The organism is Streptomyces arenae (assembly GCF_022343545.1).
Taxonomy (GTDB): Bacteria; Actinomycetota; Actinomycetes; order Streptomycetales; family Streptomycetaceae; genus Streptomyces; species Streptomyces humi.
On record NZ_JAKQYH010000059.1, the window covers coordinates 156,536 to 174,080 of the forward strand.

Annotated in this window: 14 protein-coding genes and 4 pseudogenes; 16 read left to right on the forward strand and 2 right to left on the reverse strand. The window is 66.0% G+C overall.

The window, feature by feature from the left end:
• Positions 1–97 precede the first annotated feature (97 nt).
• The 13 genes and pseudogenes from MB828_RS26825 to MB828_RS46945 all read left to right on the forward strand — a co-directional run bounded on the left by MB828_RS26825 (position 98) and on the right by MB828_RS46945 (position 13,304).
• Positions 98–1,573, forward strand: coding sequence for a PucR family transcriptional regulator (locus MB828_RS26825; RefSeq protein ID WP_301650463.1), 1,476 nt, complete (start codon positions 98–100; stop codon positions 1,571–1,573).
• Positions 1,574–1,683: 110 nt separating this feature from the next.
• Positions 1,684–3,255, forward strand: a complete 1,572-nt coding sequence (hutH, locus tag MB828_RS26830; protein WP_301650464.1) for a histidine ammonia-lyase — start codon at positions 1,684–1,686, stop codon at positions 3,253–3,255.
• A 4-nt stretch (positions 3,256–3,259) separates the two neighbouring features.
• On the forward strand, positions 3,260–4,243 hold the full coding sequence (locus tag MB828_RS26835) for an amino acid ABC transporter permease (protein ID WP_301650465.1): 984 nt from the start codon (positions 3,260–3,262) through the stop codon (positions 4,241–4,243).
• A complete protein-coding gene (locus tag MB828_RS26840; RefSeq protein ID WP_301650466.1) occupies positions 4,240–5,043 on the forward strand; it encodes an amino acid ABC transporter ATP-binding protein in 804 nt (267 codons plus the stop codon). Before MB828_RS26835 ends, MB828_RS26840 begins: the two co-directional genes overlap by 4 nt.
• Positions 5,044–5,088: 45 nt before the next feature.
• Entirely contained in the window at positions 5,089–6,147 is a 1,059-nt protein-coding gene (locus tag MB828_RS26845; protein ID WP_301650467.1) for an aromatic ring-hydroxylating oxygenase subunit alpha, read from the forward strand.
• A 20-nt stretch (positions 6,148–6,167) separates the two neighbouring features.
• Positions 6,168–7,169 (forward strand): aromatic ring-hydroxylating dioxygenase subunit alpha, encoded by a 1,002-nt coding sequence (locus MB828_RS26850; protein WP_301650468.1) that lies wholly within the window; start codon positions 6,168–6,170, stop codon positions 7,167–7,169.
• Between the two features lie 215 nt (positions 7,170–7,384).
• Positions 7,385–7,669: a hypothetical protein gene (locus tag MB828_RS26855; protein WP_301650469.1), complete on the forward strand. Its 285-nt coding sequence runs from the start codon at positions 7,385–7,387 to the stop codon at positions 7,667–7,669.
• A gap of 619 nt (positions 7,670–8,288) precedes the next feature.
• Complete coding sequence (locus MB828_RS26860; RefSeq protein WP_301650539.1) at positions 8,289–9,212, forward strand: PDR/VanB family oxidoreductase; 924 nt, start codon at positions 8,289–8,291, stop codon at positions 9,210–9,212.
• 274 nt (positions 9,213–9,486) lie between these two features.
• Complete coding sequence (locus tag MB828_RS26865) at positions 9,487–9,711, forward strand: hypothetical protein (RefSeq protein WP_301650470.1); 225 nt, start codon at positions 9,487–9,489, stop codon at positions 9,709–9,711.
• 11 nt (positions 9,712–9,722) lie between these two features.
• Complete coding sequence (locus MB828_RS26870) at positions 9,723–10,808, forward strand: S-(hydroxymethyl)mycothiol dehydrogenase (protein ID WP_301650471.1); 1,086 nt, start codon at positions 9,723–9,725, stop codon at positions 10,806–10,808.
• Positions 10,805–10,933: pseudogene (locus MB828_RS26875) on the forward strand (MBL fold metallo-hydrolase); the annotation flags it as partial. The gene MB828_RS26870 and the pseudogene MB828_RS26875, both read left to right, overlap by 4 nt.
• A 95-nt stretch (positions 10,934–11,028) precedes the next feature.
• A pseudogene (locus MB828_RS26880) lies at positions 11,029–11,828 on the forward strand (IS5 family transposase).
• Positions 11,829–12,218: 390 nt separating this feature from the next.
• Positions 12,219–13,304: pseudogene (locus MB828_RS46945) on the forward strand (IS630 family transposase).
• A gap of 148 nt (positions 13,305–13,452) precedes the next feature.
• Here MB828_RS46945 and MB828_RS26895 read toward each other — a convergent pair.
• Entirely contained in the window at positions 13,453–13,638 is a 186-nt protein-coding gene (locus tag MB828_RS26895; RefSeq protein ID WP_301650473.1) for a hypothetical protein, read from the reverse strand.
• Positions 13,639–13,662: 24 nt separating this feature from the next.
• On the opposite strand from MB828_RS26895, the pseudogene MB828_RS26900 reads away from it, so the two are divergent.
• From MB828_RS26900 to MB828_RS46720, 3 genes and pseudogenes are all read left to right on the forward strand, one after another.
• Positions 13,663–13,779 (forward strand): annotated as a pseudogene (locus MB828_RS26900) (transposase); the annotation flags it as partial.
• Between the two features lie 413 nt (positions 13,780–14,192).
• Positions 14,193–14,378 carry a transposase gene (locus MB828_RS46715; protein ID WP_343236200.1) on the forward strand — a complete coding sequence of 62 codons (186 nt, stop codon included), beginning with the start codon at positions 14,193–14,195 and terminating at the stop codon, positions 14,376–14,378.
• Between the two features lie 71 nt (positions 14,379–14,449).
• Entirely contained in the window at positions 14,450–14,716 is a 267-nt protein-coding gene (locus MB828_RS46720) for a zinc ribbon domain-containing protein (RefSeq protein ID WP_343236201.1), read from the forward strand.
• A 155-nt stretch (positions 14,717–14,871) separates the two neighbouring features.
• Here MB828_RS46720 and MB828_RS26910 read toward each other — a convergent pair whose 3' ends face one another.
• Entirely contained in the window at positions 14,872–17,373 is a 2,502-nt protein-coding gene (locus tag MB828_RS26910) for a SpoIIE family protein phosphatase (protein ID WP_301650474.1), read from the reverse strand.
• Positions 17,374–17,545 lie beyond the last annotated feature (172 nt).

Below are 17,545 nucleotides of genomic sequence, written 5' to 3' on the forward strand. Positions count from 1 at the left end.
CTCAGCCCGGCCGATGGTTCGCCATCGGCCGGGCTGAGCTGGTCTCCGAACTCGGACGATCCTTGACACCTTCGGGGCGGCTTGCACAAGGTTACGCATGACAGTGCGGGTGAAGGATCTCATTGCAGCTCCCCTCGACCTCCGTGCGGTCTCCGCGACCTGCGCCCAAAGCATGGTGGAGATCAGCTGGGTCTCCACTACTGAGCTTCCCGACCCGCGCCAGTTCCTACGGGGCAACGAACTCGTGCTCACGATCGGACTTCAGAACAGGACGGCGGCGCAGCAGCGTGCCTTTGTCGAGAGCCTCGTCTCGGTGCCCGTCGCCGCTCTGGGGTACGCGACCGGATTGATCCACAAGCGTATTCCACGGGCGGTCATCGACACCGCGGAGTCGACTGGTCTGGCGCTGTTCGAGATTCCGCTCCAGACCCCATTCATTGCGATCAGCCACTGGGTGGCAGATCAGCTCTACTCCGAGCGGTACGCATTCATCCGGCAGGCCACGGTCGCGCAGGACGAATTGACCAAAGCGCTCCTCGGTGGCCTCGGCCTGGGGCCGCTGATGCGCAAACTGCATTCGCTGGTCGGGGCGCCTGTCGCCGTGATCGACACTCGTGGGCATGTCTTGGACAGCAGCCCCCGCCGGGCCAGTTGGCCAAGCATTGCCCAGATCAAGGCGGCTGCGCCCGACCCGATAGAGGGGGTGTCGGTGTGGCCGGTCTATATCGAAGGCGTGACGGTCGCCTACCTGTGTGGCAAGCAGCCGGCCGATGTTACACCGGTAATGCCCTTCGCTGTCGGGCTGATCGGGCTGGAGCTTGCCCGACGGCAGGCCATCTTGACCGGCCGCAGAGAAGTGATCGGGCAGACTATCCACGACATAGTCTTCAAGCACGTAGCCCCTGGGGAGGCTGAGCGTCGGCTGTCTGCCTACGGCTTCGCCCCGAGTGCCTCCCATCGCATGCTCGTTGGTCGGGTAACGGCCTCGGACGACCAGCTCAGGCGCGTCCCCTCAAGTGTGCTCGACTTGGTGGCACAGCCCAATGAGGGCATGATCACGGCCATCGTTGACGACATGCTGATCGCACTCATCCCCGGCTCGGAGAACCCCACTGACGTCGCAGCGGCTCTGCGGGACTCGCTCCTCCAACTGGGGACCGACGTCGTGGTGGGGGTGGGACGTGAACACGAAGGCGTGCGGGGGATTCGCGTCGGGTTTTTCGAAGCGTTGCAAGCGCTCTCGAAAGGGCCGGGCGTCCAGGAGGTCGAGCCGCTGAGCCTGCCCGACCTGCTGCTCAGCAACGCCGAGATCCCGGTGTGCGATATTGCCCGGGCCAGCCTGCAGCCTCTGCTGGACTACGACGAGGAGCGGGGGAGTGACCTCATCAAGACGCTGCGCGTGTTCCTGGAGGCAGGCTGCTCCCCGGGACGCACGGCGGAGCGGCTGGTGATCCACCGCAATGGATTGCAGTACCGACTGCAGCGGATCGGTGAGCTGACCGGGCGGGACCTGTCCTCGATCGAGGACAGGGTGCACTTCTGGCTGGCCCTCACCGCACTCAACAGGCACTGACGGACTGCACAGCCACCTGCTCTAATTACTGGGCAATTGCCCATCGCGGGTGTGCCGGGCCATGCCTACGCTGACTGCAATTCTCCGCCTCACCCGATGGAGCAGATCACATGCCCGACTCCCTCGCCGTCCCTGGTGGACAACTTACGATCGAAGAGCTGGCCTCCGTTGCCCGGCACGGACGCCAGGTTGGCGAGATGCCAGAGGAGACCCGCACGCGCATGCAGCGGAGTCGCGACTGGCTCGATGAGGTGCTGCGCGATGGACAGCGGACGATCTACGGAGTGAACACCGGCTTCGGCATGTTCGCCCACACACCGGTCGGAGCCAAGGACATGCGTCGGCTGTCACGCAACTGCGTCACGTCCTGCAGCGCCGGCGTCGGAGACCCCCTCGCGGACGAGGTCATTCGCGGCATGATGCTCATCCGCCTCAATGTCCTGGCTCAAGGGCTGTCAGCTGCGCGACCCGAGATCGCCATGACCCTGGCCGGGATGCTCAACGCCGGTGTGACGCCTTACGTGCCAGAGAAGGGCTCGCTGGGCGCCAGCGGCGACCTCGCGCCCATGTCGCACATCGCCCTGGTCCTTTCCCGAGGCGTTGACCCGGACGACAACGCCTCAGGCCGCGCGTGGTTGGACAGCCAGCTCCTCTCGGGCGAGGACGCCATGGCCAGGGCGGGCCTCGAGCGCCTCGTGCTCGAGCCCAAGGAAGGAGTCTCCCTGACCAATGGGACCGACTTCATGGTCGCGAGCGGGGCGCTGCTCGTCCACGACGCGAAGCAACTGCACGAGCACGCGATGATCGCCGCGGCGATGAGCATCGAGGCCGTCCGTGCCCGCACCCAGGCGTTCCACCCGGCTTACCACGAGGCCACGAGGCAACCGGGCCAGATCGCGGTGGCGACCCGGATCAGGGAGCTTCTGCAGGGAAGCCGCCTTGCCGATGGAGACCCGGCGAGGGTCCAGGACGCCTACAGCCTCAGGTGCATACCCCAGGTGCTTGGTCCGGCGTTGGACGCCGTGGCGCACGTCGAGGCGAGCGTGACTCGGGCGATGAACGCAGTCACGGACAACCCGCTCGTGGTCGAGAGCTCCGATGCCGGCGGCTACGAGGTTCTGTCTGGGGGCAACTTCCACGGCGAGGGACCTGCTTTCTGGCTGGACCACCTGGCGGTGGTGATGACTTCGGCCGCCAACATCGCCGAGCGACGCATCTTCCGTCTCCTCGATCCGAAGCTCAACGAGGGGCTGCCCGGGATGCTCGTCGCCGAGAGCGGTGTCGACACCGGCCTGATGGTGGCGCAGTACACGGCGGCTGCCCTGGTCGCCGACTGCAAGGTCCTGGCCCACCCCGACAGCGTGGATTCGATTCCCACGAGCGCCGACCAAGAGGACTACGTGAGCATGGGCGCGAACGGCGCCCGGCACGCCCGTGAGGTACTCGACAACGTTCGGCGGGTCATTGCCATCGAGTTGTACGTCGCCGCGCAGGCGCTGTCCCTGCGTGACCCCTCGGGGACGTCGATGAGCCCGGCCACCGCAGCCGCCCAGAGCGTCATCCGGGACCTTGTGCCGGTGCTAGAGCACGACCGCCCGATCTCCGACGACATGGAGGCAATCGCGGACCTGGTCGCGTCGGGAGCCATCGTCAAGGCTGTCGAGCGGTCCCTGGGGCACTGACCGCATGCTCTCCGATGACGGGAAGAGGAGACTCATGGTCTCAGTAAACATTGCACACCGAAATCAGTCGGCTGCAGCGGGTGAACCCGAGGTCATTCGTGCCGTCCCCTTGCGCCGGCCTGGCCAATGGCTGGCGACCGCAGTCTGCGGCGTCCTGGCCCTCATGCTGCTGGCATCGGTCGCCCAGAACCCGCGCTTCCAGTGGCATGTGGTGGGCCACTACCTCTTCACCGAGCCGATCCTCAGCGGGCTGTGGGTGACGATTGAGCTGACCGTCATCGCAATGGTCATCGGTATCTCTCTCGGAGTGCTGCTGGCAGTCATGCGGCTGTCAGGGAACAAGCTGGCCGGCTCGTTGGCGTGGGCATACGTGAGTTTCTTCCGGGGAACGCCCGTCCTGGTCCAGCTCATCTTCTGGTTCAACCTCTCGGCGCTCTATCCCAAGCTCACCCTGGGCATTCCCTTCGGCGGCCCCCACTTCCTCAGCCTCGATGCCAACGCGTTGGTGACCCCGTTCGTCGCAGCGGTGCTTGGGCTGGGGCTGAACGAGGCGGCCTACATGTCCGAGATCGTTCGAGGAGGGATCCTCGCTGTCGACGAGGGGCAGACCAGTGCCTCCCTCGCTCTGGGGATAAGCCGCATGCAGGCCCTACGCCGCATCGTGCTGCCTCAGGCGATGCGGGTAATCATCCCGCCAACCGGCAACGAAGCCATCGGCATGCTGAAGATGACCTCGATCGTGTCCATCGTCTCGCTGGCTGAACTGCTCTACGCAGCCCAGGCGATCTACACGACGACGTATCAGACTATCCCGCTCCTGGTGGTGGTGAGTCTCTGGTATCTCGCCGTAACCAGCATCCTGTCCGTCGGCCAGTACTACATCGAGAAGCGGTTCGCCCGGGGTGCTCACGGTACGAGCATGACCGCAAGATCGTCGCGGACACGGCTCCTGACCAACCTGATGCGTAGCAAGGGAGACGCTTCATGACTGTCCTGGAAGGTGATACCGAGCCAGCTGCGCCGGAGACTCGACTCATGGTGCAGGCCGAGCGGATAAGCAAGTCCTTCGGCCGTAACCATGTCCTCCGCGACATCTCCCTCGAGGTGAAGCGTGGCCAGGTCATGTGCCTCATCGGTCCGTCTGGTTCGGGAAAATCGACGTTCCTGCGCTGCATCAACCACCTGGAGAAAATCAACGCGGGACGACTCTACGTAGACGGCGAACTCGTCGGATATCGGGAAATTGACGGCCAGCTGCATGAGATGCGGGACCGCGATGTCCGGCGTCAGCGGTCACAGATCGGCATGGTCTTCCAGCACTTCAACCTCTTCCCGCACAAGACCGTCCTGGAGAATGTGATCGAGGCTCCGGTCCTGCTGCGCAAGAAGAGCCGTCGGGATGCCACGGCGCTGGCAGAGGAACTGCTTGCACGCGTCGGCCTCGCCGCTAAGAGGAACACCTACCCTCGATCCCTCTCGGGAGGCCAGCAGCAGCGCGTGGCAATCGCCAGGGCACTGGCCATGGAACCCAAGCTCATGCTCTTCGACGAGCCCACCTCCGCACTGGACCCCGAGCTCGTTGGTGACGTGCTCGAGGTGATGAAGGATCTCGCGAGGCACGGCACCACGATGGTGGTCGTCACACACGAGATCGGCTTCGCCCGCGAGGTCGGCGACACGCTTGTCTTCATGGATTCCGGCGTTGTCGTCGAGACCGGTGATCCCCGCCAGGTCCTCGCTGATCCCCAGCACGAGCGCACCAGGAACTTCCTCTCCCAGGTGCTCTGACGCGATCGCCAGCGCCTGTCCCTGCAAGACACGAAGGACGAGAACATGAGGATTGCTCCTGCTACCTGGCAGGACGAGGCCGCGTTCTACGACGCCGCACGTCCGTTCTGGTATCCCGTCGCACGGTCGGTAGACGTCTCAACGGGCAGCACCAAGGCGACGACACTCCTGGGTGAGGACCTGGTCATCTGGCGCACTGCTGATGGTCAGGCCGCCGTCGCTGACAACCTCTGCGCCCATCGCGGCACCATGCTGTCCGGGGGCACAGTCACCGCCAGTGGCAATCTGCAGTGCCCTTACCACGGTTGGGAGTACGACACTGCCGGCATCTGTCGTCGCATCCCGCAACGACCCGAAGGCACCCCCATCCCAACCAAGGCGCGGGTGGCCTCCTACCCCGTCAAGGAGCAGGCCGGCCTCATCTGGACCTGTCTCGCCGGAGAGGACGGGGCGGTACGCGACGTGCCTGAGTGCCCGTACTTCGAGGATGAGGACTGGTACTTTCACGTTGGCACCCCCAGCGAGTGGGAGTGCCAGGCATCGCGCATGGTCGAGAACTTCCTCGACGTCTCCCACTTCGGGATCGTCCATCCCGATACCTTCGGCAATCCGGAGGTGGAGATCGTGGAGCCCTACGACGTCAGCACGGCCGCCGACATGCTGAGCATCGACGCCAAGGTGCCCTACCTTGCCCAGGACCCCTGGGGCGAGCCCGAGCCAGGGCACACGATGGCCACCGTCCAGGTGGACTATCAGTACAAGTGTGAACTGCCCTTCACCGCCTGGATCCAGGGGCTAACGGCAGGCGAGGGATACATGCTCTACATCTCGGCCTCACCTGTCACGGCGAACCGCACGACCGTCTTCTGGGCCTTCGGGACCCCCAGCTCCCTCGCGGTCTCCGATGACGAGATCGAGCGACGTGAGCAGGCAGTCTTCGAGCCCGATCGAGTGATCGTCGAGGGGCAGCGTCCCGAGTGGCTTCCGCTCGACCTGACCGCGGAGCTGCAGATGCGATTCGACGCACTCGGTGTCGCATTCCGGAAGGCGCTCGAGCACCACGGGTTCCCTCGTATCGCGTTCCTGCGTAAGCCGACCAACTGACAGCCAGGAGGAGTGAAGCGATGTTCATCACGAATGCCTGGTACGTCGCCGCCTGGTCAGACGAGGTCGGAGACGTCCCCCTGCGTCGCATGATCTGCGGGTCGCCAGTAGTCCTGTTCCGCTCCGGAGGCGAGGCGGTGGCGCTCGCCGACGCATGTGCTCACCGTCAGTACCCGTTGTCAGGTGGTCAGGTGATCGACGGGCGCCTTCGGTGCGGCTACCACGGGTTCGAGTACAACGGTGAGGGCATCTGCACGGCCGTCCCGGGCCAGGACACAGTGCCGGCGAACACCTTCGTGCGTCGCTTCCCGATCGTGGAGCAGGACGGCTGGGTCTGGATCTGGCCGGGTGACCCTGAGCGCGCGCAAAACCAGTCGCCGCCCGACACCCACTGGCTTAACGACGCCGAATGGGACGGTGTGCGGTTCACGCATCTGTACAACTGTAGGGCCTCGCTGCTCCACGACAACCTCCTGGACCTGACCCACGAGGCGTTCCTCCACGAAGCGTCGATCGGCGATGACTCCGTCTACACCAACGGCATCACCGTGGAAGCAAGCGCCAACACCGTAGTGGTCGACCGCTTCATGCCGCGCTGTCACCCTTCCCAGCTCTACGTGACCGCCATGGGCGTCGAGCCACCGATGGACCGGTGGCACACCACCGACTTTCAACTGCCATCGCTGCACGTCATCCACTGCGGTGTCGGCACACCGGGGGCGCCCCGCCCGGAGGGCTATCACCTGGAGGTGCTCAACGCGATCACTCCCGCCACGGAGAACACCACTTGGTACTTCTACGCCAACTACCGCGACTTCGCCGTGTCGAACAGCGAGATCAACGAGCTGATGTACAACTCACTCAAGCAGGTTCTCGATGAGGACGCCGTTGCACTAGAGAAGCAGGAGCAGATGATTGCCGGTGGGCACGGCGCAGCCCACGACCGCCTCATCGCCCAGGACGCCGGCGTGGCCAAGGCTCGCCGCCTGCTGCGACAGTTGCTGGATGCGGAGTCCTCATGAGACTGGTGGTACGCGCATCTGCACGGCACACGACGCCCGACACGAAATCCGAGCCCCTGTCATCATCGCTGGTGGCTGGGCCCGACACGCCGGGACGAGAGCGATGGTTGTGGGACCTGTCCAGTCACTCTGCGGGTCCGGAGGGCAGCGCGGGGCCAGAGGCCTCGGTCGACGACGGTGCTGTCCGGCGGGTCAGGGCCGGGGCTGACGCAGCGGTGACGCTGACCTACGACGCCTGCAGCCTCGAGGCAGGACTGGAGGAAATCAGCATCGCGGGCCGCCAGCAACTCGTCAGGGACGAGTCGGAGGTGTGGGTGCTGCTTCCCACCAAGGGTTCCATTGTAGAGGGGAACTGGACCGTGCATCCGGGCGACGTTCTTGTCCTTGAGGGCGATGACCCGTGCGTGCTGGAGGTTGAACCGCTGGCCCCCTCGGGCGGGTTCGTACTGATGGCTCACCTCCGACGGCGCGATGGCAGGGCGCTGCGCTGGATGCCCTGACCACCACTCGAAACGGATGCCTTCGACGACGAACAGCGGCGGCTGGCCACGGCGCCAGCCGCGGTGACGAAGCGCCCTCTACAAGGAGGGAACCAGACAACAGAATCTGCAATGACACAGATTGTCAGTCCACCGTGATCGCGCGGGCAAGCGGCGCACCGGTCGAGAGTTCCTCCCTAGACGGGACTTCTCGATGATGGTCGACGTTTACCAGCCAGAACGCCTGGCCTTCGACGCGTTCGTCACCAAGGAGATCAGCACCAGCGACGTCGAGGAAGCCTTCGTCCGCGTGCTGTTTGCGGCCCGAGGCATCCCGGCTGTCTCATTCCAACCGACCGCTGATCGAGAAGCTGATCAGGACGCGCCTGGTTCGCCTTCTCCTCCTGGACGGTGGCCCGCTCCGGGCATAGTCCGAACGACGACCGTTGTCGCCGAACGAGCGCGTATGGCTCGGGCACCCGCCCCCGTCCGGGCACGACGGCCGCTGCCAGATACAGAGGCCGCTCGCTGACAACGCAATCACGATGGTGCATGAAACGCCCGCGGACGCGGGCCAAGGAGGGCCGTTGAGTTGTACGTGACCCACGACGAACAGTCGTTGCGGCTGCAGGTTCGGCAGATGCGCTGGGAGGCCGAGGGCGTGCTGTCAGTGGAAATGGAGTTCCTGGACGGTTCGCCCCTGCCGGCCTGGGCACCGGGGTCGCACCTGGATCTCCACCTGCCCGGTGTGATCACCCGGCAGTACTCCCTGTGTGGCAGCCCGGCCGACAGGCGTACCTGGCGGATCGCCGTACTGCTGGAGCCGAACAGCCGCGGCGGCTCCCAGGCAGTACACACCGCTCTCCGCCCAGGCGACCACGTGAGCGTGGTCGGTCCGCGGAACAACTTCAGCCTCGTCGAGTCACCCAACTACCTGTTCATCGCAGGCGGCATCGGGATCACCCCACTTATCCCAATGCTGGAGGTCGCAGACTCGGCTGGCTCCAACTGGCGACTGGTCTACGGCGGGCGTACCCGTACGGCGATGGCTTTCGCCTCAGATCTGGAGGCGAAGTATGGCGACCGGGTCCAGGTCGTACCACAGGACGTATACGGCCTTCTCGACCTTGAATCACTGCTGGGCACACCGGAAGAAGCTACGCGCATCTACTGCTGCGGTCCCGAGCCCTTGCTGTCCGCCGTCGAGAATCGGTGCAACGGCACCTGGCCATCCGGAGCGCTCCACGTGGAGAGATTCTTGGCACGCCCGAGGCAGGCGGTCGACTCCGCCGAGGAGGACTCCTTCGAGGTGGTCCTTCAGCGGACAGGCCGCACTGTGGAGGTGGCACCGGGCCAGTCTGTGCTCGAAGCGCTCGACACTGCTGGGCTGAACTTCCCAAGCTCCTGCCGAGAGGGCATCTGCGGCACTTGCGAGGCGAAGGTACTCGACGGCGTGCCCGACCACCGCGATAGCCTGCTTTCGGAAGAGGAACGAGCCGCGAACGACACGATGATGATCTGCGTGGGTCGCTCCAAGGGTCCACGTCTGGTACTCGACTTGTAACGACGGCAGGTGCCATGCCGTAGCAGATATACGGCCCGCCGTCCTCGTCGATCAGGTCGCCTCCATCGGCGCCATGCCCCTAACCGTCGCCCGCGACCTAGGCTGCCATGTCGTTACCCGGCCGGCCACCAGACTGCGGTCGCCAACCTCTAGCCCGGCGACCTGGACCTCCGGGTCGACCATCCGCGGTGAACAGCCACTGCGGCCCGGACTGTTGGCACAACCCCGACCTCTTCGACATCACCCGCGCCCCCACGGCCACGTCGGCTTCGCCATGGACCCGCACCAGCGCATCGGCCAATACGTGGCCCGATTGGAAACCGAGGCACCGCTGGCCGCCCTGGCCCGCGGCGGCGAGCGGATCGAACTCGCGGACACACCGCACCGCCACCCCAACAACACCCTGCGCTGGTGGGCCTCCCCGGCACCTGCGTGTTCGGTCGGCCGCCTGACCCGCCGTCGACATCAGTTCCATCGCAATCATTTCTGCGGAAAGTGAGAGACCCAGCAATGTCCCAGCAGGTACGAGGCGTCATCGCGCGAGCGAAGGGCCAGCCGGTCAGCATCGAGACCATCATGATCCCCGACCCGGGTCCGGGAGAGGCGGTGGTGCGGATCAAGGCGTGCGGGGTGTGCCACACCGACCTCCACTACCGTGAGGGCGGTATCAACGACGGGTTCCCTTTCCTGCTTGGCCACGAGGCCGCAGGCGTTGTGGAGGCGATCGGTGAAGGCGTGACCGACATCGAGCCCGGCGACTTCGTGATCCTCAACTGGCGTGCCGTGTGCGGCCAGTGCCGGGCTTGCCTACGCGGGCGGCCCTGGTACTGCTTCAACACCCACAACGCGAGGCAGAAGATGACTCTCATCGACGGCACCGAACTGTCCCCTGCCCTGGGCATCGGCGCCTTCGCGGAGAAGACGCTGGTCGCGGCGGGTCAGTGCACCAAGGTCGACCGCTCGGCGTCGGCGGCCGCCGCCGGCCTGCTGGGCTGCGGGGTGATGGCGGGCATCGGTGCCGCGATCAACACCGGCAACGTCGGCCGCGGCGACAGCGTGGCGGTCATCGGCTGCGGTGGCGTCGGCGGCGCCGCGATCATGGGGTCGAACCTGGCGGGCGCCGCGAAGATCATCGCGGTGGACCTGGACGACCGGAAGCTGGAGACCGCCCGCAAGCTGGGCGCGACCCACACCGTCAACTCCAAGGAGTCCGACCCTGTCGAGGCGATCCGCGAGCTGACCGGCGGCTTCGGCGCCGACGTCGTCATCGAGGCGGTCGGCCGCCCGGAGACGTACCAGCAGGCCTTCTACGCCCGTGACCTCGCAGGCACGGTCGTCCTGGTCGGCGTACCCACGCCCGACATGAAGCTCGAATTGCCACTCCTGGACGTGTTCGGCCGCGGCGGTGCACTCAAGTCATCCTGGTACGGCGACTGTCTTCCCTCGCGCGACTTCCCCCTCCTTATCGACCTCTACCTCCAGGGCCGCCTGGACCTTGACGCGTTCGTCAGCGAGACGATCGATCTGGACGGCGTCGAGGACGCCTTCGCCCGTATGCACAAGGGAGAGGTGCTGCGCTCCGTGGTCGTGTTGTGACGGCCACCCGTATCGAACGCCTGGTCACGTCTGGCACCTTCAGTCTGGACGGCGGCACCTGGGATGTCGAGAACAACGTGTGGATCGTGGGTGACGACGAAGAAGTGATCGTCATCGACGCCGCCCTCTGCTGCTACAAACGCCTCCTCAAACTGACCATGTAGGACACGGTGTTAGAGGTCATCTCATTTGGGGTGTTCGATAGGCTCCAGGTGTGGGGATCGTTGAGCGGCTGGTACCAGATGAACTGTGGGAGTTGTTCCAGCGAGTGGTGCCGGAGGCGCCGAGTCGACCTCAGGGCGGCGGCCGGCGCCGGCACGGTGACAGGGAGGTACTGGCGGCGATCGTGTTCGTGGCCACATCGGGCTGTACGTGGCAGCAAGTGCCGTCCGCCTCGTTCGGACCGTCGGGACCCACGGCTCACCGACGTTTCACCGAGTGGTCGAAGGCTCGGGTGTCGGCGAAGCTGCACCGCCTGGTCCTCGACGAACTCGGTTCCCGCGGCGAACTGGACTGGTCCCGCTGCGCGATCGACTCGGTGAACATGCGGGCCCTGAAAAAGAGGACCTGACAGGTCCGAATCCGGTGGATCGGGGCAAGTACGGCTCGAAGATCCACTTAATCACCGAGCGCACCGGCCTGCCCCTGTCCGTCGGGATATCCGGAGCCAACCTGCATGACAGCCAGGCCCTCGAACCGCTCGTGCGCGGTATCCCGCCCATCCGCTCCCGCCGTGGTCCGCGCCGACGGCGGCCTGCCAAGCTGCATGGCGACAAGGGCTACGACTACGACCACCTGCGTCGATGGTTACGTCAGCGTGGCATCCGGCACCGCATCGCCCGCAGGGGCATCGAGTCTTCCAAAGGGCTGGGACGCCACCGCTGAACCATCGAGCGCACCATGGCCTGGCTAGCGGGTTGCCGACATCTGCATCGCCGCTACGAACGCCAAGCCAGCCACTTTCTAGCCTTCGCCAGTATCGCCTGCACCCTTATCTGCTACCGCCGACTGACCAGATGAGCTGACCGGTGGACTATCGATAGGCCCACAGAGCAAGTTGAGGTAATCCTCGTCTGTCGTCTGCGGAGGGTCCCAGTCGTCCGCCGGAGGTATCTCAGTGTCTCGCATCGTCCACTCCATCCATCCGGTTCTATTGGTAGAGACTCACGCTGTGGCTGCCGCCTCACGCCAGCCACCACATCATCATCGCAGTGCCTGCAGGGTCATCGAGGACATGATGTGCCGAAAGACGGAAGCACCCGCGATACAAGTTCGTGCGCCCCTACTACTTGAGCCACCACGTCCACTTCTCCGTGCTCTACCGGCGGGCCAAATGAGATGACTTGTTACTGACCTTTCCGTTGAGTTGTCGGGGGTGACATCGCTTGATCCCTGCGGTAGCTCGTGGCCATGAGGTATGCCCAGGGTGGTGGTCTCACTCCGCAAGGGCAGGCCGCGCGTGAGCAGGTGCGTATGCTCGCCGCCGACTGCTTTGCGCGGGACGAGAAGAACGTGGTGATAGCCAAACGGCTCCGGGTCAGTGTGCGGTCGGTGGAACGGTGGCGCCGGTCTTGGCGTGAGGGAGGGGCGGCAGGCGCTGTGCACTTCCGGGCCTGCCAAGCGGCCGAAGGTCGACGACAGTGACTTCGCTGTGCTCGAGCCTCTCTTGCTGGCCGGCGCGATGGCCCAGGGCTGGGCGGATGAGCGGTGGACGCTCTCGAGGGTGCGCTTGCTGATCGCGGAGCACCTGGGGGTGTCGTTATCGGTCCGCCGAGTGTGGGAGTTGCTGCGGCGGCACGGCTGGTCGTGTCAGCAGCCTGCGAGGCGGGCAGTCGAGCGGGACGAAGCGGCTGTGGCCGGCTGGGTGAGGGAGTCCTGGCCCCGGGCAAAGCCACTGCGGCGGCGCTCGGGGCATGGCTGGTCTTTGAAGACGAGGCCGCCGTCTCGATGACGTCGCACCGGGCACGCACATGGGCGCCCAGAGGGGGCACGCCTGTGGTTCGGTTCAACGGCGCTTCCCGCGGCCGCATCTCGATGGCCGCGCTGGTGTGCTTCAAGGCCGGCGAACGCAGCCGCCTGATCTACCGTCCTCGCGTCCAGGGCCATCACCGAGGTGCCCATCGCGGCTTCACCTGGCAGGACTACCGAGATCTCCTCGTGCGGGCGCACCTACAGCTCGGCGGTCCCGTCGTGGTGATCTGGGACAACTTGAATGTTCATCGCTGCAGTCGATTACGTGAATACGCGGCAGAGCATGACTGGCTCACCATCGTCCAGCTGCCCAGCTATGCACCCGACCTCAATCCTGTCGAGGGCATCTGGTCGTTGCTCCGGCGCGACACCACCGCCAACGTCGTCTTCCACGACCGCGACCACCTCGTCCGAGCCGTCCGCAGAGGCCTACGCCGGATCCAACGACGCACCGACCTCATCGAGGGCTGCCTCGCGGAAACAGGCCTCTCACTCACCCCGACAACTGAACGGAAAGGTCAGTAGGGCCATCGTCTGCACCCATGGTGCGACGACTCGCGGACCGTGCGGTCGGCAGGCGCCCGGTAGTGATCGAATTACGGGTACGCCGGTTCCGCTGCGTGGACAGGGGCTGTCTACGGGCGACCTTCGCCGAGCAGGTAGACGGGTTGACCTACCGGTACGGACGGCGGTCGGCCGGCTTGCGGGCCGTGCTGGAGACCACGGCGTTGATGCTGGCCGGGCGGGCTGGCGCCCGCCTGACCCGCACGTTTGCGGTGACGGCGAGCCGGTCGACCATGATCCGGCTGATACGCGCCCTGCCCGACCCGGCGCCGAGCACCCCACGAGTCCTCGGCATCGATGAGTTCGCTCTGCGCAGATGCGCTACAGCTCCGGCGCCGTCGAGGGCCACAACAACCGGATCAAGATGCTGAAACGGCAGATGTTCGGCCGCGCCAACTTCGACCTCCTGCGCAAGCGGGTCCTCCTCGCGGCATGAGGCCGTTCATGATCGCGGTTTCGGTGACCCTCCGTGGCCCTGGCACGGAAAGCGGAAAGTGATCCAGAACCAAGAGTTCGGCCGTCGTCGAGACCCCGGCGCAGCCGCAGCGACACGCGAAGGTCCCGCCCGCGATCACGCCGGACAAACAGGGCGAACCATCAACCTCATCAGGCAATCGCGACCGCTGACGAATCGAGGTTAAGGATACTGGGCAGTCGGTCCGGTTCACCGCCAACGCCTGCTGGAGCATTACCGACAGCGGCGGTCTGGACCTGCCAGAGATTGGCGTGGTGAAGGTGTGGCGGTCCCGTGCCCCGCCCGCCGTGCCCTCCTCTGCCACTGTCGTCACGGATGCAGCCAGCCGGTACCTCGCCTCCTTCGCCCTTGACCTCGCCGCTGACCAGGCACGGATGCCCGAGACCGATGGCAGCATCGGTATCGATCTCGGCTTGGCCCGCTTCACGGTCCTGTCCGACGGCACGAAGATCGACTCCCCGCGCTCTCTGCGGCGCGCGGAGAAGAAGCTGAAGCAGGCACACAAGGAGCTGTCCCGCATGCAGAAGGGATCGAAGAACCGGGCGGGCCCGCCCGCTTGAAGGTCGCCTGTGCCGATGTCAGGGTTGCTGACGCGCGCCGGGACTTCCACCACCGGTGCGGGCAGACCCTGGTGAAGACCGGCCGGTTCACGCCGACCTCCCGGGCCTGTTCCACCTGCGGTGTCGTGGACGGGCCCACCCCCCTCAGCGTCCGGGAGTGGATCTGTACCGCCTGTGGCGCCGTCTATGACCGGGACCCCAACGCCGCGATCAATGTGAAGACGGCCGCCGGACTGGCGGTACTGGCCTGCAGAGCGCCGGTAGGACCAGGTCTCGTTCTGGCGCAGCGCGGAGAAACAGGAAGCCATGGATTTCCGACCGAACCCTGTGCCGCGTAGCGGCACGACAACAAGTCGAGAAGGCCGGAATTCTCGGGCCTCAGCCCGAGGAACAAGTCAATCAGGCCCGCAGAGGTCGCGCGCGAACAACACCGGGCTACTGCCGGAGGCGGGCGGTGGACCCCGATGAGGCCTGGCGCCGTTGCGTACCGGCTTCAGCTCGGAGCCTCCGCCAACGGGATCTCGGCCCAGATGGTCTTGCCGGTAGAGGTCTGGCGGCTGCCCCAGCGCCTGGTGAGCTGCGCGACGATGAACAGACCGCGGCCGCCCTCGTCGTAGGTCCGTGCACGGCGAAGGTGAGGGGCGGTGCTGCTGGCATCGCTCACCTCGCAGATGATCGCAGAGGTGGCGGCGCTGTCCGGTCGTTCGGCAGGCTCAGGAAGTATCAGCCGTACGCGAACTGGTTGGCGCCCGTACCGGATCGCGTTCGTGACCAGTTCGCTGACGACCAGTTCCGTGAGGAATTCGAGTTCCGGCAGATTCCATGTCGTGAGGGTCCTCGCCACCCACTTGCGGGCCTGTCCCACGGCGGTCGGCTCGTCACCGGGCTGCCAGTCGGCCACTCGGTCGCCGCCGAGGGCCTTGGTTCGCACCAGCAGCAGTGCCGCGTCGTCGGTCCGATGGTCGGCCGGCAGACTACGGAGCAGTTCGTCGCACGAGGCCTCCAACGAGCCCCCCGATGGGGTGATTGCCGCCCGAAACACTCCGATATCGGCCTCATGCTCGCTGCCCTCCAGGAGACCGTCGGTGTAGAGCGCGAGGACACTGCCTTCCGGAAGCTTGCGCTCTGCCACCTCGAAGGGCAGCCCGCCCAGGCCCAGTGGAGGCCCGGCCGGCACGTCGACGAACTCGGCGGAGCCGTCGGGCCTGATCAGCGCAGGTACCGGATGACCGGCACGAGCCATCACGCAGCGACGCGACACCGGATCGTAGAGAACGTACAGGCAGGTGGCACCGACCTCGCCCACGCCCACGCTGGGGGGCGCGGTACCTGGTCTCCTCTCCGCCGCCTCCTGGTCCAGTCGCAGTACCAGGTCGTCAAGCTGGGTCAACAGTTCGTCCGGAGGAAGATCGACATCAGCGAGGGTCCGTACCGCCGTGCAGAGCCTTCCCATGGTCGCCGAGGCCTGGATTCCGTGCCCCACGACATCCCCCACGACCAGCGCCACCCTGGCGCCCGAGAGCGGGATGACGTCGTACCAGTCCCCTCCGGTACCAATCTCCGGGTCGGCCGGCAGATACCGCGAGGCAACCTCCACGGCCGGTCCGGCTTCTCGCGGCGCGTGCTCGGGAAGCAGAGTGCGCTGCAGGGTCAGGGCGGTGCTGCGCTCGCGGGTGTAACGGCGCGCGTTGTCGACACAGACCGCCGCGCGGCTGGCCAGTTCCTCAGCCAGCCGGAGGTCCTCGTCGGAGAACGGGTCCGGGGTGCGGTGACGGGACAGGACGGCCACCCCCAGAATCAGGCCGCGTGCGCACAGCGGCACCAGCAACGACGAGTGGATCCCGTGTCTCTGTATCGATTCGGCGCGTTCGGGACGGCCTGCGCCCCACTCTTCGAGGGACGCCGCAGTGGTCGGGACCAGCAGCGGCCTGCCGATGGCCAGTGCCCGTCCGTGCGGTGACTGCCGGGCGTAACTGTGTAGGGCGCCGAGTGCCACCACGGACTCTGGGCAGCCCGGCAGCACGGACCGCTGGGCGACGCGACGGAACAGCAGAGGCTCTTGCCCGCGAGCGCTGCGGGCCTCCTCGCCGCCGAGTACACGGTCGAGGAGGTCGACGAGGGCGAGGTCGGCGAAGCACTCCGTGGCCACTTCGGCCAACTCGTCCGCGGTGCGGCCGAGATCGAGTGTGGTGCCGATCCGCTCGCTCGCCCGGTTCAGGGCGCCCAGCCGTCTACGCGCAAGGTACTGCTCGGTCGTGTCGACCGCGCCCAGCGAGACGCCCTCGATCCGTCCTGCTGGGTCTCTGACCGCGTACAGCGAGATCAGCCAGGCACATGCCCCTGTTTCCCCGGAGGTGGGGCTGTGCGCTTCGAACGTCACCGTTTCGCCTGTACTCAGCACGTGTTGCGCTGCCGCACTCATGCCCGTCGGCTCCTGCGGGGTCTGCTCGGCTTGCCCGCCGATCGACAACCCGAGCAGGTCTGGCGCGAACTTGTTCAAGACTCCTGTCATGCCCGCGTTCGCGGCGACGCGGATTCCGTTGCGGTCGAAGAGCGCCATGGGTAGCGGCAACTGTTCGAGGGCCCACTGCTTGAGGAGAGCGGTTTCGCAACGGCCGGGGCCTTCCCCTGCGGGGCCTGGACAGGGCTCGATTTCCAGTGTCCAGAGGATGTCGTCCATGCGCCCCAGCAACGGGCGTAGACGCAGAAGGACTTCCGCAGGAGAGCCGTCATGATGCCGGAGGGCCGCCTCACCTCGCCAGGCCCTGCGTTCCAGCCAGCACCGGGTGAGGGCTTCCGGTACGGGTCCGGCGAAGAGCTCCCAGAGCCTGCGCCCGGCCATTTCCTCTGGTGTGGAATCCAGCGGGTCACGGCCACTGGGCGCCCACGCCTTGATCTCCCCCGACGCCGCCACCACACCGACCACATCGCCGTTCGCGGGCACCGCCATCGCGGTACCCGTGTCAGTGAACGCAACGACTGGGTCATCATTCATGGCGGCACACCGTCTGGGCCGCGACTTTCCTCTGCGGCTGGCCACCGCAGCGGATGAGCAGCCCATATCAGCGTGCTCCACATGTGACGCCTACGCAAGAGAACGGCTTTGCGTCGCCAGTAGCAATGGGCCCGGGTGGGCGGTGTCACCCCCTCCCACGAGGGCGTTTAGT

Coding starts and splice junctions, on each gene's coding strand:
- MB828_RS26845 (WP_301650467.1), top strand. CDS start 5,089: ATGAGGATTGCTCCTGCTACCTGGCAGGACGAGGCCGCGTTCTACGAC.
- MB828_RS26835 (WP_301650465.1), top strand. CDS start 3,260: ATGCTCTCCGATGACGGGAAGAGGAGACTCATGGTCTCAGTAAACATT.
- MB828_RS26870 (WP_301650471.1), top strand. CDS start 9,723: ATGTCCCAGCAGGTACGAGGCGTCATCGCGCGAGCGAAGGGCCAGCCG.
- MB828_RS26895 (WP_301650473.1), bottom strand. CDS start 13,638: ATGCCGAGGACTCGTGGGGTGCTCGGCGCCGGGTCGGGCAGGGCGCGT.
- MB828_RS26840 (WP_301650466.1), top strand. CDS start 4,240: ATGACTGTCCTGGAAGGTGATACCGAGCCAGCTGCGCCGGAGACTCGA.
- hutH (WP_301650464.1), top strand. CDS start 1,684: ATGCCCGACTCCCTCGCCGTCCCTGGTGGACAACTTACGATCGAAGAG.
- MB828_RS26865 (WP_301650470.1), top strand. CDS start 9,487: ATGGACCCGCACCAGCGCATCGGCCAATACGTGGCCCGATTGGAAACC.
- MB828_RS26850 (WP_301650468.1), top strand. CDS start 6,168: ATGTTCATCACGAATGCCTGGTACGTCGCCGCCTGGTCAGACGAGGTC.
- MB828_RS26910 (WP_301650474.1), bottom strand. CDS start 17,373: ATGAATGATGACCCAGTCGTTGCGTTCACTGACACGGGTACCGCGATG.
- MB828_RS26860 (WP_301650539.1), top strand. CDS start 8,289: ATGCGCTGGGAGGCCGAGGGCGTGCTGTCAGTGGAAATGGAGTTCCTG.
- MB828_RS26825 (WP_301650463.1), top strand. CDS start 98: ATGACAGTGCGGGTGAAGGATCTCATTGCAGCTCCCCTCGACCTCCGT.
- MB828_RS46715 (WP_343236200.1), top strand. CDS start 14,193: ATGCCCGAGACCGATGGCAGCATCGGTATCGATCTCGGCTTGGCCCGC.